The organism is Rhizobium sp. P2_G9 (genome assembly GCF_056403475.1).
Genome location: NZ_JBFUFK010000023.1, coordinates 65,515 through 86,625, shown reverse-complemented (window position 1 = coordinate 86,625; position 21,111 = coordinate 65,515). Strand labels below are relative to the sequence as shown.

The following is a 21,111-nucleotide window of genomic DNA, read 5'->3' as shown; positions in this document are numbered from 1 at the left end:
TTGAAGACGGTCCACGGCGATCAAGTCATGCGGTCCTTAACCGAAAAGATCGCGGTTCACAATGATGCATCGCCCTGATCCCCTGATTTAGCCGGGTTTGGTCATATTCCGGTCACGAACGGAAACAGGCGTTGCACTTTCCGTGAGCTTTTGATTTATGTGCTCCATCACCACAATCAAGGCTTACTTCTAAGGAGACCCGCATGACGAGCCTCAGCGACCGCGAAAAGGCATTCGAGAACAAGTACGCTCACGATATGGAAATGAAGTTCAAGATCATTGCCCGTCGCAACAAGCTGCTCGGCCAGTGGGCTGGTGCGCTGCTTGGCAAGTCCGATATCGACGCTTATGCCAAGGAAGTGGTCGTCGCCGATTTCGAAGAGGCGGGCGAAGAAGATGTCGTGCGCAAGGTGTCCGGTGACCTCCAGGCCGCCGGCCTGTCGCAGACTGCCGACGACGTGCGCGTCAAGATGATCGAATTGCTCGCCGTCGCCGCCGACCAGATCGACCAGGGCTGATTTCGCCTGCCATCGCGTTCATCGAGCCGCCCTCCGGGGCGGCTTTTTCATGCCGTGATGGGTTTCAGCCGCGACAGGAATTGCGCGAACACCATCGTTCCTTCCGGCCAGGGGCCGTGACCGGACTCGACATTGATATGGCCGGAATTGCCGGCATCGACCAGGAATGAACCCCAGGCATTGGCGATATCGCCGGCATGCTCGTAGGTGCCATAGGGGTCGTCGCGGCTCGCAACCGTCATCGACGGGAACGGCAGAGGCTCTCGTGGATACGGGCCGAATGAATGGAAGCGGTCAGGCGCCAGCCCGGGCGGCAGCCGGCCGGGATCGGCGAGATCGGGCGGGGCGACGAAGAAGGCGCCGGCGACCTTGCCGGGGCATGCGGGCAGCGCATGCAGTGCCGTGCTGATGCCGAGCGAATGTGCGACCAGCACGACAGGTTTGCGGGCGGCATTGATGGAATCGGTGAGCGTCCGCACCCAGTTCTCTCTGACGGGTTCATGCCAGGAGTCCTGCTCGACGCGCCGTGCCGATGCCAGTTTCGTTTGCCAGCGCGTCTGCCAATGATCGACGCCGGAATTCCCGTGGCCGGGAATGAAAAGAATATCTGCTTCTGATGCTTTCATAGCCCTCAAATGTGCAAGACCGGCCGCGATGTCAAGAACGACGTTGCCCACACAAACCGCTTGTCAGCAGGCATCCGGAGCATAGAGTGCCGCGTATAACAAGAACATGCCTGGGGAGGAAAACATGCTTGGAACGATGCAGGACTGGCCGCTGCTCTGCCATAAGGTGATCGATCACGCCGCAAACTGCCATGGCGACCGGGAAATCGTATCGCGGTCCGTCGAGGGTCCCATTCATCGAACCAATTATCGCGACACGAGGATTCGGGCGCTCGCCTTCGCCAAACGGCTGCAGCGTGAAGGCGTCAAAGCCGGAGACCGGGTCGCCACCATGGCCTGGAACACCTGGCGCCATCTCGAAGCCTGGTACGGCATTACCGGTATTGGCGCTGTCTATCACACGCTCAATCCGCGTTTGTTTCCCGAGCAGCTTGTCTGGATCATGAACGATGCCGAAGACAGCCTGCTGTTCGTCGACAAGACATTCGTGTCACTGATGGAGAAGATCGCGCCCATGGTGCCGACACTGCGCAAGATTGTCGTGCTGACGGATCGAGCGCATATGCCCGAAACCACGCTCGCCAATGTCGCCTGCTATGAGGACTGGCTTGCCGAGAGCGATAGCGATTTCGCCTGGCATGACTTCGACGAACGGACCGCGGCCGGCATGTGCTATACGTCGGGCACGACGGGCAATCCGAAGGGCGTCGTCTATTCCCACCGCTCGAACGTGTTGCATGCCATGGCGGTGCTGTCTCCCGACGTCAACGGCATAGGCTGTGCCGATACGGTCATGCCGATCGTGCCGTTCTTTCACGCCAATGGTTGGGCAACGGCATTTTCGGCGCCGATGGCGGGCGCCCGTCTCGTCATGCCTGGCCCGGGCCTGGACGGCAAGTCGATCTACGAGATGCTGACGCGCGAGCGGGTGAGTTTCTCGCTGGCCGTACCGACGGTATGGATGGCATTGCTCGCCCATATGGAAAAGGAAGGTGGCAGCCTGCCGGACCTTGACCGGGTGCTTATCGGCGGCTCGGCGGTACCGAGAGCGGTCGTCCAGGTCTTCGCGGAAAAATACGGCGTCGAGGTCTGGCATGGCTGGGGCATGACGGAGATGTCGCCGATCGGCAGCATTTCCAAGCTGAATCCCGAGCACAAAAGCCTGTCGGCGGAAGAAAAGCTCGATATCGTCGCCAAGCAGGGCTTGCCGTTCTTCACCGTGGAAATGAAGATCACCGACGACGATGACAAGGAAATTCCGCATGACGGTAAAACGTTCGGCCGGCTGAAGGTGAGGGGCGCTGCGGTCACGGCATCCTATTACAAGGGCCGCAGTTCGGAGCAATTCGACGACGAGCAATGGTTCGACACCGGCGATGTCGCCCATATCGACGTACAAGGCTATATGCAGGTCACCGACCGCTCCAAGGACGTCATCAAGTCCGGCGGCGAATGGATTTCCTCGATCGAGCTCGAAAATCTCGCCATCGGTCATCCCGATGTCGCCGAGGCCGCGGTGATCGGCATTTCGCATCCGAAATGGGCGGAGCGGCCGTTGCTGATCATCGTGCGCAAGCCGGACAGGCAGCCGTCGAAGGATGAAATCCTCGAATTCATGAAGGGCAAATGTGCCAAATGGTGGACGCCCGACGACGTGGTGTTCGTCGACGCCATTCCGCATACGGCGACCGGCAAGATCCTCAAGACCGAACTCAGGTTGCAGATGCAGGATTATCGGTTTCCCGACTGTTAGTGCTGAGGGGGTTTTTTGCGCGACGTAGTGGGGTCGATGCGCTATAATGACGCGTGACGATCGGTGCATGCCGGGAGTCAAACCGATTGGAGGTTCCGTCATGAGTGCATTTCATGTGGTCGCCAATGCGGAGGGGACGATTGTCCGCCCGGAGGTCGAGCAGATCGGCATCCTGGATGTTCTGGACGCGCTCCGCCTGGGCTGGAATGATTTCCGCGAAAAACCATCTCACTATGTCTTTCTCTGCCTGCTCTACCCTCTCGCCGGCTTTGTGCTGATGGTTTGGAGCGCCGGCGCCAATCTCCTGCCATTGATGTTCCCGCTGGCTTCCGGCTTCGCGCTTCTTGGCCCGGTCGCAGCGATCGGCCTTTATGAGATCAGCCGCCGACGCGAGATGGGGCTCGATACGTCGTGGCAGCATGCGCTGGAGGTGCGGCGCTCGCCGGCGATCTTCTCCATCTTCGCCGCCGCCGCCACGCTTTTCGTGCTGTTCATCGCCTGGCTGAAGGTCGCGCAGACTATCCATCACGCCTATTTCGGCGACATGCCACCGGCATCGATCGGCACCTTCATACACAATGTTCTCTACACCAGGGCCGGCTGGGAGATGATGTTCTGGGGCGACCTCGTGGGACTGGTCTTCGCTCTGATCACGCTGGCACTTTCGGTCGTCACATTTCCCTTGCTGCTGGAGCGTGATGTCGGCGCCGTCTGCGCCATGCAGACCTCGGTCCGCGCCTTTCTGCGCAATCCCGTGGCCGTGCTCGCCTGGGGCTTGATTGTCGCGGTGCTCTTGGTGATCGGCTCCATCCCCGTTTTCGCCGGCCTCGCTGTCGTGCTGCCGGTGCTCGGTCATTCCACCTGGCACCTCTATCGCAAGCTGGTTGGGCCGGCCGCGCTATAACGGACGGTCCGCCTGAGATAAGCAGACAACTGGCCGGTCTGGATGGGCCGGTCAGCCAAATACCCGCTTGAAGATCGTGTCGACATGCTTGGTGTGATAGCCAAGGTCGAATTTCTCGCGGATGTCCGCTTCCGACAGAGCCGCCCGAACCTCCTTGTCCGCCAGCAGTTCTTCGAGGAAATCCTTGCCTTCCTCCCAGACCTTCATCGCATTGCGCTGCACCAGCCGATAGGCATCCTCGCGCGACACGCCGGCCTGGGTTAGCGCCAGAAGCACGCGCTGCGAATGCACCAGTCCGCGGAACTTGTTGAGGTTCTTCATCATGTTCTCGGGATAGACCAGCAGCTTGTCGATCACGCCGGTCAGCCGCGCCAGAGCGAAATCAAGCGTGATCGTTGCATCCGGCCCGATCATCCGCTCGACAGAGGAATGCGAGATGTCGCGCTCATGCCAGAGCGCCACATTCTCCATGGCGGGAATCGAGAAAGAGCGGACCATGCGGGCAAGGCCTGTCAGATTCTCCGTCAGCACCGGGTTGCGCTTGTGCGGCATCGCCGAGGAACCCTTCTGGCCGGGCGAGAAATATTCCTCCGCCTCCAGCACTTCGGTGCGCTGCAGGTGGCGGATTTCCGTCGCCAGCCGCTCGATCGAGGAGGCTATGACACCCAGCGTAGCAAAGAACATGGCATGCCGGTCGCGCGGAATCACCTGCGTCGACACCGGCTCCGGCAGCAAGCCGAGTGCCTTGGCGACATGCTCCTCGACGCGCGGATCGATATTGGCGAAGGTGCCGACGGCGCCGGAAATGGCGCAGGTGGCGATTTCTTCGCGCGCAGCCACCAGCCGCGCCCGTGCACGCTCAAATTCGGCATAAGCGAGCGCCAGTTTGACGCCGAAGGTCGTCGGCTCGGCATGGATGCCGTGACTGCGGCCGATGGTGACCGTATCCTTATGCTCGAAGGCGCGGCGCTTCAGCGCGTCGAGCAGCTTGTCGAGATCGGCCAGCAGGATGTCGCTGGCGCGCGCCAGCTGGACATTGAAGCAGGTGTCGAGCACATCCGACGAAGTCATGCCCTGATGCACGAAGCGGCTATCGGGGCCGATGAATTCGGCAAGGTGGGTGAGGAAGGCGATGACATCATGCTTGGTGACCGCCTCGATCTCGTCGATGCGGGCGACGTTGAAGGTGGCGGCACTGCCCTTTTCCCAGATGTTCTGCGCGGCTTCCTTCGGGATCACACCGATCTCAGCGAGCGCGAAACAGGCATGCGCCTCGATCTCGAACCAGATGCGGAACCTGGTCTCCGGCGACCAGATGGCGACCATGTCGGGGCGGGAATAGCGAGGGATCATGAGGGCAGTGTCCTTCCGTGACGCTTAAGGCGCCCCTCTAACAAATGCTGCCGGCAATCTCAATGCGTCCGCCGCGCAAACCAGACTCCCAGCAGCAGAAGGGCGAGCGGAGCAAGCGGGACATAGACATATTCGCTGTCGACCGTGAACTGATAAACCGCGCTTGCTGTGGTGAAGACTTGTTGGTAGCACCAGACGACGGTGAGGAACGGCGCATGCCAATAGGCATAGAAGACCCGGTACTGCAGCGCGAAAATGGTAGCGGTGGCGGTCTGTGTCGCAAGTCCCAGGATGATCGTGCCGACAATGAAACGTGTAACCTGGCCTGCTTTGCCACAGACCAGTTCGGCCAGCCAGAGCCCCGGCGCAAAGCCGACCGCTGCCCCGTAGAAGAACATCGAGATCACTGCCAGCTTCGAGAGAAGGATCAGTTCCTCACGCCAATAAAGTCCGATCACGGCCGAAAGCGCCATCGCCAGGCCCCATGCGGCGGATCCGAACAGCACCGTGGCAGGTGAGGGGATGGCGCCGTGCAATCGCCGCCCGAGCCGGGACAACAGTCCGGACGAGGATGTCGGCGTCGCCTCCACCGCCGTTGTCATTTGCCGTCCGGATTGACCGGTACCGCCAGCCAGCGCTGGTCGTTGCCCTCGAAACCGAACATGTCGACCAGGATCATGGCCATTTGCGGCCCACGACCCTCGCTGGTGATCACCGCGCCGATCCGGTAGCCATTGGCGCAGCGGCGGCTCTTCGGCACCTGCTTGTCCTCGTGGACGACGACATTGGTCGAAGCCCCCTGATATTCCGTCAGCGTCAGCGTGAAGCCGGTATAGTTGCCGGTCATGTTGAGGCAATCGGTGCTTGGCGGAAATTCCCTCGGCTTGAGCTCCAGCGTGTCCGTCTGGCTGCGCGGCGGCGAGGAAATATATTCGTAGTAGCGCACTTTGAGCGGATCGCTGGACGCTTCGGAAATCGGATTATAGGCGACCATGACGCCGGGATCGTCGACCAGCTTGTATTGGCTGATCAGCGCCTCCGCCTTGTTGTGCGTTTGAGCGCGAACCGTGGCGATGGAATCGCCGCCTTCATCCTTTTCCTGCAGCTTGATCGGCGTTCCCGGCAGGAATTTGTCGGCCGCGGTATCGATGAAATAGATGTTGGAATAGGCTCCGCCGGAGCCGTCCAGCACGCCGTATTCCTCGAAAGCAAACACTTTGCCGTCGGGTGAATAGCCGAGGACGTTGAGCGAAGCGGTATCGCCGGCAAAGGCGGGGGTGGCGCTGAAGGACACTATCGCGGCAAATGCGAGCGCACTGAGCCAGCCGCTCACCCCCCTCTGCCCTGCCGGGCATCTCCCCCTCAAGGGGGGAGATTGGATGGGGCACTGCCTTGCCACATTCACAGGTTGGCTATCGTATGTAAGCCGAGTGCCTGGAACGCTACGGTGATTTATGTGCGAGGAGTGTGCCTCTAGCCAATCTCCCCCCTTGAGGGGGAGATGGCCGGCAGGCCAGAGGGGGGTAAACCGCGAAGCAAAACGAAAGCGCTTCATCCCCGCCCCATCTCCGCCGCCTGCCGAATGGCATTGATATTGGCGCGATACCCATCAACTCCATCGCCCTTATAAATCGACGACCCCGCGACAAACACATTCGTACCGGCGCTTGCCGGCACATGCACGGTGTCGGCGGCAATACCGCCATCGACTTCGAGTTCGATCGGCCGATCGCCGATCATCTGGTGGATACTGCGGATCTTGTCGGTCACCGCCTCGACATATTTCTGACCACCAAAGCCGGGATTGACGCTCATCGTCAGGATGAGGTCGACATGGTCGAGCACATATTCGATGGCGCTTTCCGGGGTCGCCGGATTGATCGCCACACCGGCCTTCTTGCCGAGATTGCGGATCGCCTGCAGCGAACGGTCGAGATGTACGCCGGCTTCTGCGTGCACGGTGATGATGTCGGCGCCTGCCTTGGCGAAAGCTTCGAGATAGGCATCGGCCGGCGAAATCATCAGATGGCAGTCGAAAGTCACGTCGGTCAGAGGGCGAAGCGCCTTGATCACATCAGGACCGAAGGAAATATTCGGCACAAAATGCCCGTCCATGATGTCGAGATGGATCCAGTCGGCGCCGGCAGCGACCACATCCGTGACCTCCTGGCCAAGCTTGGCGAAATTGGCAGCAAGGATCGAGGGCGCTATGCGGATCGGCCTGGTCATCAAAAAATCTCCCGGGATTTGCCGAGGCAATAGCATCGCCCGAGAGACCGGGCAATCGCGTTTACATGTCAGCCCGCACCGGCCCGAACACACGTTCGACATTGGCGCGGATCAGCGTGTCGACATCGCTCATCATCACCAACTGCCCGAGATCGACCAGGCTGGTGACGCCATATTGCGAGATGCCGCAGGGCACGATGCCGGAGAAATGATCGAGCTCCGGATCGACATTCAGTGAGAAGCCGTGAAAACTCACCCACTTGCGCAGCCGGATGCCGATCGCGGCAATCTTGTCCTCGGCCTGCGTGCCGTCCGGCAGGGCAGCGCGCTCCGGCCTTTGCACCCAGACGCCGACACGATCCTCACGCCGCTCGCCCCGGATATTCATATCGGCGAGCGTACCGATCACCACATCTTCGAGCGCCGAGACAAAGGCCCGTACATCCTGCTTCCGTCGCTTGAGGTCGAGCATCAGGTAGACGACGCGCTGGCCGGGGCCGTGATAGGTATATTCGCCGCCACGCCCGGTCTGGAATACGGGGAATCGGTCCGGGGACAACAGGTCCTTCGAATCGGCGCTGGTGCCTGCGGTATAGAGCGGCGGGTGTTCGACAAGCCAGATAAGCTCGTCGGCTTCGCCGGCGGCAATCTTCGCCACTTCCTCTTCCATCCGCCGCACGGCCTCGTCATAAGGCACGACCCCATCGGAAATCCGCCAGCGGATCGGCGGCGAGCCGGCGCTGGCATGCATGGGAATTATCAGGGAGGCGCGATCCATGGCGGTCATTATTTGCTGTCTTTGCCTCTATGTGGAGAAAAACCGCCGACTCCGCAAGGCTAAAGCCGATGGCAGCCAGCGGCAAATCCCGCCTCACGGAAATTGCGACAAAAATATTTAGGGCCGCTCTTGTGTGCCGGGAATCCTTTTGCTAAATGCTGCGCCGCCGGCACCAACCGGCCTACCACGATGCGGTCGTGGCGGAATTGGTAGACGCGCAGCGTTGAGGTCGCTGTGGGGCAACCCGTGGAAGTTCGAGTCTTCTCGACCGCACCAAAAACACCCGGCTTCGGCCGGGTTTTTTTATGTTCGCGCGTCGGACACTGCCGAAAAGTGGCCGCCATACCTGCTAATCCCAGCCCTCCAGGTAGGAAGCAACGCGATGATCCCTCATCCACGCCAAAACCGCGTCTCGCCCTTCGGTGCCCTCGATGCGACGTCCGCCAAGGGCATGTTTCTCGGCAATCGCGGCGATATTCATGCGCACGATGGCAATCTCGGCAAGCGTCCCTGGGCGGTGAAAGCCTGGATCTGCTGCACACTGACGCCGAAGCGGGGCGGGCGAATCGAATTCGATCGCAGGGGCACTTATTATCCGCTGTTCTTCCTTGACGAAGCGACTGCCTTTTCGGCTGGTCATCGGCCCTGTGCCCAATGCCGCTATCGGGATTTCCAGCGGTTCAAGCGTTTCTGGAACGAAGCGAACGGGTTGGAGCTCGACCATTTCGTGCCGGCCGCGGAGATCGACAAAGCGGTTCATACTGCGCGGGAAGGTGAAAAACACGCCAAGAAGACCTTTGAGGCTGAGCTTGGCGACCTTCCCGATGGCGTCATGGTGACCTTTGCGGATACCCCTGATGTGCCGCGGCTTGCGTGGCGAGGCAGGCTCATGCGCTGGAGCCAGTCTGGCTATAGTGACGCGCTGCAGGCAAAATCCGGGGCGCGCGTGACCGTGTTGACGCCCAGACCATATGTCGGTGTGTTCCGCGCGGGTTACAATCCGGTCGTTCATTCCTCTGTTGCATGACATTGATCTTGCTCGAAATTGATATTTTTCAATTCGAATGTCATTCCCGGATTGCTTAAATATCGCGCGATTTCCGGCGCGGCTTGTTAATGACGGCTCGCTAATGTTGAGGGATCGGCAACAGCTCCGGTTCCAGTTCATGACACTATCTGCTCCTGCACTCCTGCTGCTGATCGTCAATCTCGGCCTGCTTTGGCTGCTTCTGGCCGCACCGCTTGGCTTCAGGACCATCCGCATGCGACGCGTGTTCAGCGCCAATCCCGAGCGCATCTGGAACATGGTCTATCCGCTTGGCCGCGATGCATCCTGGTCGCCGGCCGTCCTGTCGAGCGAGCCAGCGCCCGAGGAGGGGCAGGTGGTTCAACGCTTCGTCCATTCCGACCGCCGCGGCCAGCCGATCCGCCGCACGCTCGCACTCGACACGAGCGAATTGGCCGGTGCCCATGCCTATGATGCGCGCGTGGTCGAGGACAGCGCGCTCGACCCATCCGTCTGGGCGAATTTTCATGAGCGGCGCGTGGTGGCGCCGGCAGCCGGCGGCGCCGAACTGATCGTCGAGCAGACCGATCGCTATCGCGGCCTGGCCATGTTCCTGTTCCGCTTCTTCATGATTCGCCGTGAATTGAACCAGCTCGATAGTTGCCTGCGCACCGGCACGGCCTCACGCGGCGGCATGTTCGAGCATCCGCTGACCCAGATCATGCTGGCCATCCTCTCGACCCTGATGCTCTGGCCGTTCTTTGGCCTGAGCCCATGGGGCCTGATGCTGTCGACCACGCTGACCATTGTCATTGCGCTGCACGAGCTCGGCCATATGGTGGCCTACCGCACCTTCGGCCACAAACGTGTCCGGATGATCTTCATCCCGATGCTGGGCGGCATCGCCATCGGCGGGCGTCCGTATAACAGCTTGTTCGAGGTTGCCGTTTGTGCGTTGATGGGGGCGGGTTTCTCCGCGCTGCTGGTGCCGATCCTGGTGGCAGCCCATGTCGGCCTTGGAGCCGCGGCCGGCCCGATGCTGATCTTCATGCTGGTCCTTTGCGCCTTCAACCTGCTCAACCTCCTGCCGATGTCGCGCTTCGACGGCGGCCAGGTGCTTCGGCAGGTTTTTCCGACTCAGGACGGACTGCTTGGCGCGACCTTTCTGGTGACGGCTGGCATTCTCTGGACCGGTTATCGCATCGGGGTGCCGCTCGACGCGATGCTCGGCGGGCTGGCCGTCATGGCGCTGATGAGCATGGTCAGCAACAACACGTTCAAGCCTCGTGAGGCGCTGGACGAGATGAGCGTCAGCGAACGACTGCATGCCGGCCTCGGCTATTATGCCGTACTGGCGATCCATGCTTATGGCCTGATCTATGCCTGCGACCACCTGTTCAGGTAGGTCGGATGCGGTGCCGCATTAAGCTTCGAAATTGAAATAGCCGGCCACCGGCACATGGTCGGAGGGCTTTTCCCAGCTGCGAACATATTTTTCGATCGTCGTCGAGACCAGCCGGTCGGCTGCCTCCGGCGACAAGAGCAGATGATCGATGCGAATGCCGAAATTCTTCTGCCAGGCGCCCGCCTGGTAATCCCAGAACGTATAGACCGGCACGCCGTCAGTGGAAGCGCGCACGGCGTCCGTCAGGCCGAGATTCTCGATTCGGCGAAAGGCGGAACGTGTCTGCGGCAGGAAGAGCGCGTCACTCTCCCACACCTTGGGATCCCAGCAATCATGCGGCTCGGGAATGACGTTGTAGTCCCCGGCGAGCACCAGCGGCTCCTCCAGTTCGAGCCGCTCTCTCGCGTAAGCTTCGAGCCGCGCCATCCAGTTGAGCTTATAGGGATATTTAACGGGATCGTCGGCCGGATTGCCGTTCGGCAGGTAAATGCTGGCGACGCGCACCACGCCGGTCTCGACCGAAAACACCGCCTCGATGAACCGGGCATGCTCGTCGGTATCGTCGCCGGGCAGGCGGCGCATCACCTCGTCGGGCTTGAGCTTCGACAGGATGGCGACGCCGTTGAAACCCTTCTGGCCATGCGTCTCGACGTGATAGCCGAGCGCTTCGATTTCCTCGCGCGGGAAAGTCTCGTCCTGGGTTTTTATCTCCTGCAGGCAGACCACGTCAGGATCGGATTCTTTTAGCCAGGCGGTGAGGTTTTCGATCCTGGCGCGGACGCCGTTGATATTCCAGGTGGCGATCTTCATGGCCTGCACCGTCGATACTGGTCCGGATTTCTGAGCCGAGCGGTTCAGCCTGGTCCGATCCATCAATTGTTTTCAGAGGTAAAGGCCTAGCGTCTCGACTGCTGTCATTCAAGGAGGAAATCGGAATGGCTCAGCGCTGCGCCATTCACGACCCGTGCGAAAGCGACTTGTTGGAAGCCCTGGTCTCCGTCCTTCGTGCCATCGGCGTCGTAATAGAGGACATGGTGCCAGTAGATGATGCGATTGCCCGCGTCGTCCGCATGGGGACCGGCATGGAAAGTATCGGCGTCTATCTTGCCGATGTTTTCGAAAGCAGCTTTGGAGAGAACGATCTTGTCGCCATGCGCGAAGTCCTCGATGTCGTCGATGTTGTCGCGGTCCGTGAACACGAACTGGTCGGCGCCCGCGCCGCCGAAGAGATCGTCGGAACTCGTTCCTCCCTCAAGGCGATCATTGCCGGCGCCGCCGCGCAACGTGTCGAGACCTCCTTCACCCCTAAGTTTGTCGTTGCCATTACCACCGTCGAGCTCATCGTCGCCCTGGTCGCCGGCAAGCTGGTCAGCATCATTCCCACCCTGAAGATTGTCATTCCCTTTGCCACCATCAAGGCGGTCCATGCCATCGTTGCCCGCAAGGTTATCTTCGTCATTCATGCCATAAAGAACGTCGTCACCGTTTCCACCTTGGAGGCGATCCTTTCCGTCATTGCCAAAAAGCTTATCGTCGTCGTCGCCGCCCTGTAGGCGATCATCTCCTGTATTGCCATCAAGCACATCCTTGCCGGCACTGCCGAGCACGCGATCGTTTCCACCACCGCCAACAACGTCATCGTCTCCCGATCCACCGTCAAGGTAGTCTTTCCCATCTTTGCCACTGAGGGAATCTTTGCCATCGTTGCCGTAAAGTTTGTCGTCGAGCTTGCCGCCTTCCAGAGTATCGTCATGCTGACTGCCTTTTACGACCGCCTGGACGTCGGCAATGTCGAGGAACGAATTGGGATCGAGAGCGCTGTCGGCATGAATTTTCCCCAGCGTCTGGGTGCCTTCTCTGAGTGCTGCGTCCGTTCTAGGAACGTCCGCGCCGTTCGAGGTCAGCCACCCGTCGCCGGCTTCCCAGCCGAGGAGGGCGATCAGGTATTTCTGCAGATCCGCGCCGTAGCCGGAATCGGTTTCATTGTTCCCATAATAGTCGGTTTTCATATAGTCGCTCCACTTTGGCGGTGGGGAGACATCGGCTGAAACACGTAAAGACATCTCGTTCGGATTGCCGGGCAGATGCTGCCACAAATCGTAGTAGTGACTGGTCGGTGAAAGAGCCAGAACCAGCGCGGTGGGGATGCTCAAGTCTTCGGCAACCGTCTTTTCGAGATGGAAAACGGGGCGATCGTCAATCGTCTCTGTCGTGTGATTGACATCGGGATGGTGCAGTACCGCGGTGTGCACATAGTGAGCGAGGGCGTAGCCGTTATAGCCGACGCCACTCCCGAACAATTGCGGCGCGAGCCCTTGGTAGTATTCCTGCGTGTGCGTCACGCCACGATAGGACTTGCTGAAATCGTAAGTCAGAATTGTCATGACTGTCCTCCCAAGCTTGATTGGGCGACGTCAGGGCTGGCCGTAGCCATGCCGCCGCAGCATGCGGACATTGTCGACATGTCAAGAACGCTGCGCTCGGTCTGGCGCATCGTTGTCTGCTGGCAGAAAATCATGCGAAAGGACACACGCTAAGGCGGACCCTGTTAGCCCGCCCTGATCATCATCAGCTTGTCCCAAGCAGAATTATAATTCATCGCAGGCTGTCGAACAATGCTTTCCCGCAGCCGGCAGCGACGAGATTCGGCCAGCTGTCACTGCGACCTGTCGCCGCAGGTTGATGTTCAGATGGCAAAACTCGTGCCGCATCCGCAGCTTGCGATGGCATTCGGATTCTTTATCTGAAACGACTGGCCCATCAGATTATCGACGAAATCGATCTCGGAGCCGTCCATGTAGACGACCGACATCGAGTCGATCAGCACCCGCGCATTGTTCTTCTCGACGACGATGTCGTCGTCGGCGCGGTCGTCGACCAGGTTGAACTTGTAGGAAAAGCCGGAACAGCCGCCGCCCTCGACGGAGACGCGCAGTGCGGTATTCTTGCCGTCCTTGGCGACGATGGCGGCGATGCGCCGGGCAGCCGCTTCGGTGAGCGAAATCGAGGTTGTCATCACTTCTGTCCTTTCCAATCGGGTTCAAGGTCCGACGGCAAGTGCCTTAATAGCACGCGAAAAATCATGGCGCGTAGAACGTCATGCTTTTATTGGCGCAGCACTATAGGTATGAAGACCTGAAGTTCGCGTCAATGGTGGATTGATTTTGCATGGAGATTGATAGGCAGGCATTGGGGTTCGGGACGAACGCGCTGGCAAGCTACGCGTCCGACCCGTGGAAGACGCGCGGTCGGCTCTATCCGGAGTCATCGAGCCCGACCCGCTCCGATTTCCAGCGCGACCGCGACCGCATTATCCACACGACCGCCTTCCGCCGTCTGAAGCATAAGACCCAGGTGTTTATCGCCCACGACGGCGACCATTATCGCACCCGGCTGACACACACGATCGAGGTGGCGCAGATCGCGCGCGCGCTCGCCCGGGCGCTGAAGATCGACGAGGACCTCGCCGAGGGCGTGGCACTGGTGCATGATTTCGGCCACACCCCCTTCGGCCATACCGGCGAGGATGCGCTGCATGCCGTGCTCGAACCCTATGGCGGCTTCGACCACAATGCTCAGTCGCTCAGAATCGTCACCAAGCTGGAGCGCCGCTATGCCGAATTCGACGGCCTGAACCTCACATGGGAGAGCCTTGAAGGCCTCGTCAAGCACAACGGCCCGCTGCTCGACAAAGATGGCAACGGCACGCGTGGCCCGGTGCCGCAGCCGATCCTCGACTATACCGCGATCCACGATCTGGAACTCGACAGCTATGCGAGTCTCGAGGCGCAATGCGCCGCGATTGCCGATGACATCGCCTATAACACGCACGACATCGATGACGGTCTGCGCTCCGGCTACCTGACCTTCGAGATGCTGGAAGAGGTGCCTTTCCTTTCGGGCCTGATGAAGGAAGTGCAGGATCGTTATCCTGGGTTGGAGGCCAGCCGCTTCACCCACGAAATCATGCGCCGCCAGATCACCCGCATGGTCGAGGACGTGATCGGTGTGGCGCAGCGTAACCTGCGCGATGTCCATCCTGAAACGGTCGAGGATATCCGCAGGGCCGACATCACCTTCATCACCTTCTCGGAGGCCTTTGCCGAGACCGATCGGCAGATCAAGCAATTGCTCTTCCGCCATATCTATCGCCATCCGGATATCATGCGGATCAGGGCCGGGGCAGCTGAGATCGTCACCGATCTCTACCATGCCTTCATGGCCGATCCCGAGCAGATGCAGAGCCATTACTGGTACGACACGATCCGCAATATGCCCGAACACGTCAAGGCGCGTCATGTCGGCGATTATCTCGCCGGCATGACCGATACTTATGCGATCGCCGCCCACCGACGCCTGTTTGACCATACCCCGGATTTGCGATAGGCAGCCGCCGACTCCCGACAGATCCCGAGCGACCGGCCCAAATTCGGTCACCGGAAGGAAAAAGTCCGGCCACCGGAAGGAATATGCAATGAACCTCTTTGCGGAATTCGAAAGCCGTATCAAGGCGATCCTGAGCGACAAGGTGATCCCCGCCGACAAGCGTGAAGACGCGGACCTGAGCCGTGTCGTGGTCGAGCCCCCGCGCGATCCCGCCCACGGCGATCTCGCCACCAATGCCGCCATGGTGCTCTCCAAGCAGATGGGCATGGCACCCCGCGCGCTCGCCGACGAGATCATCAAATACCTGCAGACCGATACGGATATCGCCGAGGTCAGCGTCGCAGGCCCGGGCTTCATCAATATCCGGCTCGCCGGCGTCTACTGGCAGCGCTTCCTCGGCCGCATCATCCGGCTGGGCGGCGGCTTCGGCCGTTCCAACATGGGCGCCGGCCACAAGGTCAATGTCGAATATGTGTCGGCCAATCCGACCGGTCCGATGCATGTCGGCCATTGCCGTGGCGCCGTGGTCGGCGACGCGCTGGCCAATCTGCTGGAAGTCGCGGGCTACGGCGTCATCAAGGAATATTACATCAACGACGCCGGCTCGCAGGTCGACGTGCTCGCCCGCTCGGCCTTCCTGCGCTATCGCGAGGTGCTGGGCGAAAACATCGGCGAGATCCCGGAAGGTCTTTATCCAGGCGACTATCTCGTTCCGGTCGGCGAAGCGCTGAAAGCGGAATTCGGCACAAAATTGCGCGGCATGACCGAAGCCGATTGGTTGCCGATCGTCAAGGATCGTACCATCGATGCGATGATGGAGATGATCCGCCAGGACCTCGCCGCGCTCAACGTCCATCATGACGTCTTCTTCTCCGAGCGCACCCTGCACGCCGGCAATGGTGGGCCGATTCTCTCGGCCATCAACGACCTGACCTACAAGGGCCATGTCTATCGTGGCACGTTGCCGCCGCCCAAGGGCCAAGTGCCTGAGGATTGGGAGGATCGCGAGCAGGTCCTTTTCCGCTCGACCGAAGTCGGCGACGACATCGACCGTCCGCTGATCAAATCGGACGGCAGCTACACCTATTTCGCCGCCGACGTTGCTTATTTCAAGGACAAGTACGATCGTGGCTTCACCGATATGATCTATGTGCTCGGCGCCGACCACGGCGGCTATGTCAAGCGCCTGGAAGCGGTGGCGCGGGCGGTTTCCGGGGGGGCAGCCAAGCTGACGGTGCTGCTTTGTCAGTTGGTGAAACTCTACCGCGACGGCGAACCGGTGAAGATGTCGAAGCGCTCGGGCAATTTCGTCACGCTCCGTGAAGTGGTTGACGAAGTCGGTTCGGACGCGGTCCGCTTCATGATGCTCTACCGCAAGAATTTGGAGCCGTTGGATTTCGATTTCGCCAAGGTGACGGAGCAGTCCAACGACAATCCGGTCTTCTACGTGCAGTACGCGTATGCCCGCACCTGCTCCGCCTTCCGTAAGGCGATGGAAACATTTCCGGACATCGATACGACGGATGCTACGCTCGCCTCCTATGCCGAAAAATTGATCGATAATCCCAATGATTTGCAGATTGTCGCAAAACTGGCAGAATACCCGCGGGTGATCGAATCAGCGGCCGGGGCAATGGAGCCGCATCGGATAGCATATTACCTCTATGACCTTGCGAACGCGTTCCACAGTCTCTGGTCTAAAGGCAATGACAATTCGGACTTACGTTTTGTTAACGATAAGAACCGAGAATTAACGATGGCCAGGCTTGGACTGGTGCGTGCTGTCGCTGCAGTGCTGAAATCCGGTTTGTCAATAACCGGAACGTCGGCTCCGGAAGAAATGCGATAGCTGTCACCATTTCCCCACAATGCTCTGGCAGGTAAGCTCCGGGCGCGTTTTTTGAGTGGTGAGAATGGCAGATAAACAGCTTTCGCTGAAGCAGGATGCCGATGACAATCTGTTTGCGGACGACGATCCGCTGGCGGCTCTTGCGCGAATCGCAAGTTTCGAACCACAGGGCGAGACGCGTCCAAAACCGTTCAGCGCCCGCCGCGAGCCGGAATTCAACCTTGAGGACGAGCTTCTCAAGGAATTCGAACAATATGAGGAGCCGGCCGCTTCGGCGGTCGCCCCCGAAGTCCAGGCCGCACCGGCAGTTGCCCCCGAGCCGCGCCTCTTCGACGCCGAGACGGCTTTTGATGCGCAGGCGCTCCAAGATGACGGCACCTATGATAGCCAAACAGTGTTTGGCGACGAAGGGCCCGCCGCAGCGCCTATCCTGACCGTCGAGCCGCAAGTGCCGGTTCGTCTGGCGGTTCCGGAACTGCGTGCCGTGTCGCAGCCATCTTTCGTCGGTCCGACCGAACCGATCCGTCCGGTCTCGCATCCGGTTTTCGATCTCGAAGACGAAATCCTCAAGGAGTTCGCCGCTTTCGATGCGCGCCGCGCGCCGAATGCGGCAGCAATTCCCGCACCGCTGGTCCAAGTCCCGGTGCAAGCGCCTGCCGTCGAGCCCGAATGGAAGCCGGCACCTCTCGCAGTCGCTGCCACGCCCGCCCGAGTCGAGCCGGAATTCGTCGAAGGCCGCCGCGAAGAGGATCAGCGATATCGCGCCTACCGTGACGAGTTTGCCGAGGAAACTGTGGCCGCGGCCCAGCCGGCCGCGCCCCTTGAACCAGTCGTCGCCATCGAACCCTTTGTCGCTGCGGAACCGGCTCTCGATCTGCCGGCGCTCGACGCCATGGAGGCAGAGGTCGATCCCGACCGCTGGCACGAGACCAAGGCTTCGATTTTTGCCCGTGAAGAGACGCCCCTTGCATCTCTGTCAGTCGACGAAGGCGCAGAAGAGCCGGCGCTGTTCGAGGTCGGGTCGACCGCCCGCGAACGTTGGGATGATGAAATCGCAACCGAAGCGGCAGCGACCTCCGACAATGCGGCCGAGCCGCAGCCGATGCTCCTCGACATCGATGCCGAACCGGCCGTTTATGAAGCTGTCGACGATTTCGTTGCCGCCGAGCCTGTCATGCCGGCCGTTGCAACCGTCTTGCAGCCCTTGGATCCGGTTGTGGAAAGCAAAGTTTTGCCGCGATCCGAGCGCCAGCCGACAGTCGAAATGGCGCGCCAGCCAACCGAGCAGTCCGATATCGATCTTGACGAATTGCTTGCCGATGTCGAACGCTTCCCGGTCCAGCCGGCGGTGATCGCCAAGGCTGTTTCTGCTTCCCAGGCCCAAGAGATCGCACCCGTAGCTCAGGTCCAGAAGCCGATAGTGCAGGCCGAAGCCGCATGGCGGACGGATGCGGGGCAGGTGGCTGCGCCCGCAGCAAACCTGACTGTCCCGTCGACGATGGAGCCGAAGGCAAATATTGCACGTGCTGAAATCCCGGCAGAGACGGCTGTCGATATGGCCCCGACATCGGAGGCGATGTCGCTGATTCAGCCGTCGATCACCGCGGCTGATGTCGAAAACGCAGTCATCGCGCCCCGCCTCGAGACTGTTGCAAGGATTGCAGAGCCGGCGACGATCGTCGAGCCCGTTGTCAAAGCGGCCGAACCTGTTGCCGGATCCATCGAGCCGGCTGCCAAGGCTGCGTCGAACCGTCATGTCGGTGACGATGACCACGAGGTCTTCGACGAGGCCGCCTTCGAGCTTGACCTGACGGAAATCGAGCTCGACATGCTCGAAATGGAAGTCGAAAGCTCTGTGGCGCCAGCGCTGCATGAGGATCACGTGACGGCCAGCGAAGCAGCGCTTGCGGCTATAGCCGATGTCGCCGTCCCTGCAAAACAGCCGGTGTCGTCCGAGCGGCGTTTCGAGCCGCAGCCAAAGGCCGTCGAGGACTATTCGTCCTTGCCATTCGATCCCTCGCAGATTTCGAGCGAGGAGGACCCGGTCCAGGCAATCTCGGAAATGGATGTGCCGGAGACCCCGGCCGCCGCTCATGACGAGCAGCCGGTGCCGTCCGAGCCGGACTATGACATCGATATCGATGCCGAAATGGCGCATATCTTCGCCCGTCCGACAGAACGTGCCGCTGCTTCCACAGCAAAAGCCAGCCAACCGGCTCAGCCGGTCCCTCAACTGTCGGCAACCGATCTCGATGAGTTCGAACGGGCTTTGGAAGAGGATTTCCGCCGCTCACTGTCGGAGAACCGGGCAACCAGCACGCCGGATCGCGTCGCGCTCACGCCTGCCGCCTACGAAACCGGCCGGCGCGAAGGCTCGACCGGACGCCGCATTCTCGTCCTCGCCGCATCCGTGGCGGGCCTCGTGCTGATCGGCGGTGCGGGTGTCTATGCCTATTGGGGCCATAGCGGCCGGTTGCTGGCGAGTTCGGGCGAACCGAAGATCATCCTGGCCGACAAAGACCCGGTGAAGGTGGAGCCGAAGGAACGTGGCGGCCAGATCGTGCCGAACCAGGACAAGGCGGTCTATGACCGCGTCTCCGGCGAGGCCAAGGAACTCACCAAGCAGGATCGCCTGGTCACCTCCAACGAAGAGCCTGTCGATGTCGTCCAGAAGACGCTGATGCCGGAAGCACTGCCGCTGGATGACGATCAGGCGTCCGCCACCGACACCAACGACACCATGGATCCGCGCCTCCTGCCGGACCAGCAGGACAAGAATGTCAGCACCGACCAGGCCAACGACAGCGTCTCGCCGCGCAAGGTGCGGACCATGGTCGTGCGCTCGGACGGCACGCTGGTGCCGCGCGACGAGGAACCTGTCACCGCCAAGGACAAGACGCCCGCCGAGCAATCGCAGGACCGTTCGCTCAATATGACTCCGGCTTCGGCCGAGGATGTGCCGGAGCGTCTGACGGCCAATGACGACATCGCCAAGCAGATCAACCAGGCCAATGCCGACAAGTCCTTTGTCCCGCAGGCGAAGCAACCGGCCGACGCTACCGTCACGTCGACACAGAACACGGATGCCAAGACGCCGGTAACGGTGGACCAGCCGACGGCGACGGATACCGCCAAGACCGCGGACCAACCGGCGCAGGATCAGGCCACGGCGACCGATCAGTCCGCGACCCCGACCGACCAGACGTCGACGGCGGCGGACAAGACCGCGACGACCACCGACCAGGCGGCTTCAACGACCACGGACCAGGCCGCGACCGTGACGGATCAGCCGGTGACAGCCACGGACAACACGTCTGATGCCAAGCCGGACACCGTGCCGGTGAAGACACAGGACCTTGCTGCCGCGACGCCATCGGATGACACGGCGGACAAGACCGTCGATACGGCGACCACGGCGACTGATGCCAAGCCGGCCGACACGTCAGCTGCGACAGACACCGCAACGGAAAAGACCGCCGATCAACCGGCCGCAGCAACCGATACGACACAATCGGACGATGGGGTGCAGCCGACCAAGGTCAAGACCGCGACGCTGAGCAAGACGCCCATTCCAGCGAACCGCCCGGTCGATCAGCCGGTCGACATTGTCGGCCGCGTGACCGAGCAGGGCAATGTCAAGAACCAGGAAGTGGCGAGCGCCGATCAGGCCAGCAATCAGCCGGCGCAGACTGCGACGCCGGCCGGGGCCTATGTGATCCAGATCGCCTCGCTGCCCTCCGAGGCAGAGGCGCAGAAATCCTTCACCAAACTCTCGGCGCGCTTCGCCAGCGTCCTCGGCGGCCATAATGTCGACATCCGCAAGGCAGCGATCAAGAACAAGGGTACTTATTACCGTGTTCGCGTCATCGCCGGCACGAAGCAGGAAGCCACCGAACTCTGCAGCCGCTACAAGGCCGCCGGCGGCAGCTGTCTCGTCTCCAAGTGACGAACGCCATTTGACATGTGAGAGCCTTTCGTCGCTAAATGGAAGCATTCTGCCGGAGCATGTTTTCGTCAGGAAAAGAGCGATCGTCGAGGTCGTACCCAAACGTACAGCCGAGGCGATCGCTCTTTTCCTGGTGGAAACATGCGCGGCCCTTCGGGTTGGCTGAAACGGGTCGCCTATCAGGCCGGCCGGCTTGGCCGTAGGGTTGGCCACGACGCGCCCCCGCCGGCCTGATATCCGACTCCGTTTGAGCCAACAGAATGCTTCCCTTTAGTGACGAAAGGCTCTAAGGCGGGGCCGATCGGTCCCGCCTTTTCTGTTGGCGCAAGCCGTGCCATTCTCGTCTTTTCGATCATTC

At 60.7% G+C, this 21,111-nt stretch carries 17 protein-coding genes and 1 tRNA gene; 9 read left to right on the top strand and 9 right to left on the bottom strand.

Annotation, left to right across the window (positions count from 1 at the left end; all coding sequences use genetic code 11):
* The first annotated feature begins 203 nt into the window (after positions 1 to 203).
* On the top strand, positions 204 to 518 hold the full coding sequence (locus AC1DYF_RS19875) for a DUF1476 domain-containing protein (protein ID WP_477878484.1): 315 nt from the start codon (positions 204 to 206) through the stop codon (positions 516 to 518).
* A gap of 47 nt (positions 519 to 565) precedes the next feature.
* Here AC1DYF_RS19875 and AC1DYF_RS19870 read toward each other — a convergent pair whose 3' ends face one another.
* Complete coding sequence (locus tag AC1DYF_RS19870; RefSeq protein ID WP_477878483.1) at positions 566 to 1,144, bottom strand: RBBP9/YdeN family alpha/beta hydrolase; 579 nt, start codon at positions 1,142 to 1,144, stop codon at positions 566 to 568.
* A 124-nt stretch (positions 1,145 to 1,268) separates the two neighbouring features.
* On the opposite strand from AC1DYF_RS19870, the gene AC1DYF_RS19865 reads away from it, so the two are divergent.
* Both AC1DYF_RS19865 and AC1DYF_RS19860 read left to right on the top strand, forming a co-directional pair.
* Positions 1,269 to 2,897: a long-chain-fatty-acid--CoA ligase gene (locus tag AC1DYF_RS19865; RefSeq protein ID WP_477878482.1), complete on the top strand. Its 1,629-nt coding sequence runs from the start codon at positions 1,269 to 1,271 to the stop codon at positions 2,895 to 2,897.
* A gap of 100 nt (positions 2,898 to 2,997) precedes the next feature.
* Entirely contained in the window at positions 2,998 to 3,801 is an 804-nt protein-coding gene (locus AC1DYF_RS19860; RefSeq protein ID WP_477878481.1) for a DUF2189 domain-containing protein, read from the top strand.
* A gap of 51 nt (positions 3,802 to 3,852) precedes the next feature.
* On the opposite strand, the gene purB is transcribed toward AC1DYF_RS19860, so the two are convergent.
* The 5 genes from purB to lipB all read right to left on the bottom strand — a co-directional run bounded on the left by purB (position 3,853) and on the right by lipB (position 8,161).
* Positions 3,853 to 5,154 carry an adenylosuccinate lyase gene (gene purB / locus AC1DYF_RS19855; RefSeq protein ID WP_477878480.1) on the bottom strand — a complete coding sequence of 434 codons (1,302 nt, stop codon included), beginning with the start codon at positions 5,152 to 5,154 and terminating at the stop codon, positions 3,853 to 3,855.
* Between the two features lie 59 nt (positions 5,155 to 5,213).
* A complete protein-coding gene (locus AC1DYF_RS19850) occupies positions 5,214 to 5,756 on the bottom strand; it encodes a hypothetical protein (RefSeq protein WP_477878479.1) in 543 nt (180 codons plus the stop codon).
* Positions 5,753 to 6,487: a DUF2259 domain-containing protein gene (locus AC1DYF_RS19845; RefSeq protein WP_477878478.1), complete on the bottom strand. Its 735-nt coding sequence runs from the start codon at positions 6,485 to 6,487 to the stop codon at positions 5,753 to 5,755. Before AC1DYF_RS19845 ends, AC1DYF_RS19850 begins: the two co-directional genes overlap by 4 nt.
* Positions 6,488 to 6,705: 218 nt before the next feature.
* Positions 6,706 to 7,383, bottom strand: coding sequence for a ribulose-phosphate 3-epimerase (rpe, locus tag AC1DYF_RS19840; RefSeq protein WP_477878477.1), 678 nt, complete (start codon positions 7,381 to 7,383; stop codon positions 6,706 to 6,708).
* 61 nt (positions 7,384 to 7,444) lie between these two features.
* Positions 7,445 to 8,161, bottom strand: coding sequence for a lipoyl(octanoyl) transferase LipB (gene lipB, locus AC1DYF_RS19835; RefSeq protein WP_477878510.1), 717 nt, complete (start codon positions 8,159 to 8,161; stop codon positions 7,445 to 7,447).
* 191 nt (positions 8,162 to 8,352) lie between these two features.
* On the opposite strand from lipB, the gene AC1DYF_RS19830 reads away from it, so the two are divergent.
* The 3 genes from AC1DYF_RS19830 to AC1DYF_RS19820 all read left to right on the top strand — a co-directional run bounded on the left by AC1DYF_RS19830 (position 8,353) and on the right by AC1DYF_RS19820 (position 10,572).
* Positions 8,353 to 8,437 (top strand) — tRNA-Leu (locus AC1DYF_RS19830).
* Positions 8,438 to 8,543: 106 nt separating this feature from the next.
* Positions 8,544 to 9,188: a hypothetical protein gene (locus tag AC1DYF_RS19825; RefSeq protein ID WP_477878476.1), complete on the top strand. Its 645-nt coding sequence runs from the start codon at positions 8,544 to 8,546 to the stop codon at positions 9,186 to 9,188.
* A 139-nt stretch (positions 9,189 to 9,327) separates the two neighbouring features.
* Positions 9,328 to 10,572 carry a zinc metalloprotease gene (locus AC1DYF_RS19820; protein ID WP_477878475.1) on the top strand — a complete coding sequence of 415 codons (1,245 nt, stop codon included), beginning with the start codon at positions 9,328 to 9,330 and terminating at the stop codon, positions 10,570 to 10,572.
* Positions 10,573 to 10,590: 18 nt separating this feature from the next.
* Here AC1DYF_RS19820 and xth read toward each other — a convergent pair whose 3' ends face one another.
* The 3 genes from xth to erpA form a co-directional block, all read right to left on the bottom strand.
* Positions 10,591 to 11,382, bottom strand: coding sequence for an exodeoxyribonuclease III (xth, locus tag AC1DYF_RS19815; protein ID WP_477878509.1), 792 nt, complete (start codon positions 11,380 to 11,382; stop codon positions 10,591 to 10,593).
* 104 nt (positions 11,383 to 11,486) lie between these two features.
* Complete coding sequence (locus AC1DYF_RS19810; protein WP_477878474.1) at positions 11,487 to 12,956, bottom strand: calcium-binding protein; 1,470 nt, start codon at positions 12,954 to 12,956, stop codon at positions 11,487 to 11,489.
* A 302-nt stretch (positions 12,957 to 13,258) separates the two neighbouring features.
* Positions 13,259 to 13,588 carry an iron-sulfur cluster insertion protein ErpA gene (erpA, locus tag AC1DYF_RS19805; RefSeq protein ID WP_477878473.1) on the bottom strand — a complete coding sequence of 110 codons (330 nt, stop codon included), beginning with the start codon at positions 13,586 to 13,588 and terminating at the stop codon, positions 13,259 to 13,261.
* A gap of 152 nt (positions 13,589 to 13,740) precedes the next feature.
* Between erpA and AC1DYF_RS19800 the strand changes: the two genes are divergently transcribed.
* The 3 genes from AC1DYF_RS19800 (at position 13,741) to AC1DYF_RS19790 (ending at position 20,753) form a co-directional block, all read left to right on the top strand.
* Positions 13,741 to 14,958, top strand: a complete 1,218-nt coding sequence (locus tag AC1DYF_RS19800; protein WP_477878472.1) for a deoxyguanosinetriphosphate triphosphohydrolase — start codon at positions 13,741 to 13,743, stop codon at positions 14,956 to 14,958.
* A gap of 88 nt (positions 14,959 to 15,046) precedes the next feature.
* The gene (gene argS, locus AC1DYF_RS19795; RefSeq protein WP_477878471.1) at positions 15,047 to 16,807 is read left to right on the top strand and encodes an arginine--tRNA ligase; all 1,761 of its coding nucleotides are present in this window, start codon (positions 15,047 to 15,049) and stop codon (positions 16,805 to 16,807) included.
* 64 nt (positions 16,808 to 16,871) lie between these two features.
* Positions 16,872 to 20,753: an SPOR domain-containing protein gene (locus AC1DYF_RS19790; RefSeq protein ID WP_477878470.1), complete on the top strand. Its 3,882-nt coding sequence runs from the start codon at positions 16,872 to 16,874 to the stop codon at positions 20,751 to 20,753.
* Positions 20,754 to 21,111: the final 358 nt, after the last annotated feature.

Excerpts from the sequence above, each read along its gene's own strand:
- AC1DYF_RS19875 (WP_477878484.1), top strand. The coding sequence starts at position 204 with ATGACGAGCCTCAGCGACCGCGAAAAGGCATTCGAGAACAAGTACGCT.
- AC1DYF_RS19870 (WP_477878483.1), bottom strand. The coding sequence starts at position 1,144 with ATGAAAGCATCAGAAGCAGATATTCTTTTCATTCCCGGCCACGGGAAT.
- AC1DYF_RS19865 (WP_477878482.1), top strand. The coding sequence starts at position 1,269 with ATGCTTGGAACGATGCAGGACTGGCCGCTGCTCTGCCATAAGGTGATC.
- AC1DYF_RS19860 (WP_477878481.1), top strand. The coding sequence starts at position 2,998 with ATGAGTGCATTTCATGTGGTCGCCAATGCGGAGGGGACGATTGTCCGC.
- purB (WP_477878480.1), bottom strand. The coding sequence starts at position 5,154 with ATGATCCCTCGCTATTCCCGCCCCGACATGGTCGCCATCTGGTCGCCG.
- AC1DYF_RS19850 (WP_477878479.1), bottom strand. The coding sequence starts at position 5,756 with ATGACAACGGCGGTGGAGGCGACGCCGACATCCTCGTCCGGACTGTTG.
- rpe (WP_477878477.1), bottom strand. The coding sequence starts at position 7,383 with ATGACCAGGCCGATCCGCATAGCGCCCTCGATCCTTGCTGCCAATTTC.
- lipB (WP_477878510.1), bottom strand. The coding sequence starts at position 8,161 with ATGGATCGCGCCTCCCTGATAATTCCCATGCATGCCAGCGCCGGCTCG.
- AC1DYF_RS19825 (WP_477878476.1), top strand. The coding sequence starts at position 8,544 with ATGATCCCTCATCCACGCCAAAACCGCGTCTCGCCCTTCGGTGCCCTC.
- AC1DYF_RS19820 (WP_477878475.1), top strand. The coding sequence starts at position 9,328 with ATGACACTATCTGCTCCTGCACTCCTGCTGCTGATCGTCAATCTCGGC.
- xth (WP_477878509.1), bottom strand. The coding sequence starts at position 11,382 with ATGAAGATCGCCACCTGGAATATCAACGGCGTCCGCGCCAGGATCGAA.
- AC1DYF_RS19810 (WP_477878474.1), bottom strand. The coding sequence starts at position 12,956 with ATGACAATTCTGACTTACGATTTCAGCAAGTCCTATCGTGGCGTGACG.
- erpA (WP_477878473.1), bottom strand. The coding sequence starts at position 13,588 with ATGACAACCTCGATTTCGCTCACCGAAGCGGCTGCCCGGCGCATCGCC.
- AC1DYF_RS19800 (WP_477878472.1), top strand. The coding sequence starts at position 13,741 with ATGGAGATTGATAGGCAGGCATTGGGGTTCGGGACGAACGCGCTGGCA.
- argS (WP_477878471.1), top strand. The coding sequence starts at position 15,047 with ATGAACCTCTTTGCGGAATTCGAAAGCCGTATCAAGGCGATCCTGAGC.
- AC1DYF_RS19790 (WP_477878470.1), top strand. The coding sequence starts at position 16,872 with ATGGCAGATAAACAGCTTTCGCTGAAGCAGGATGCCGATGACAATCTG.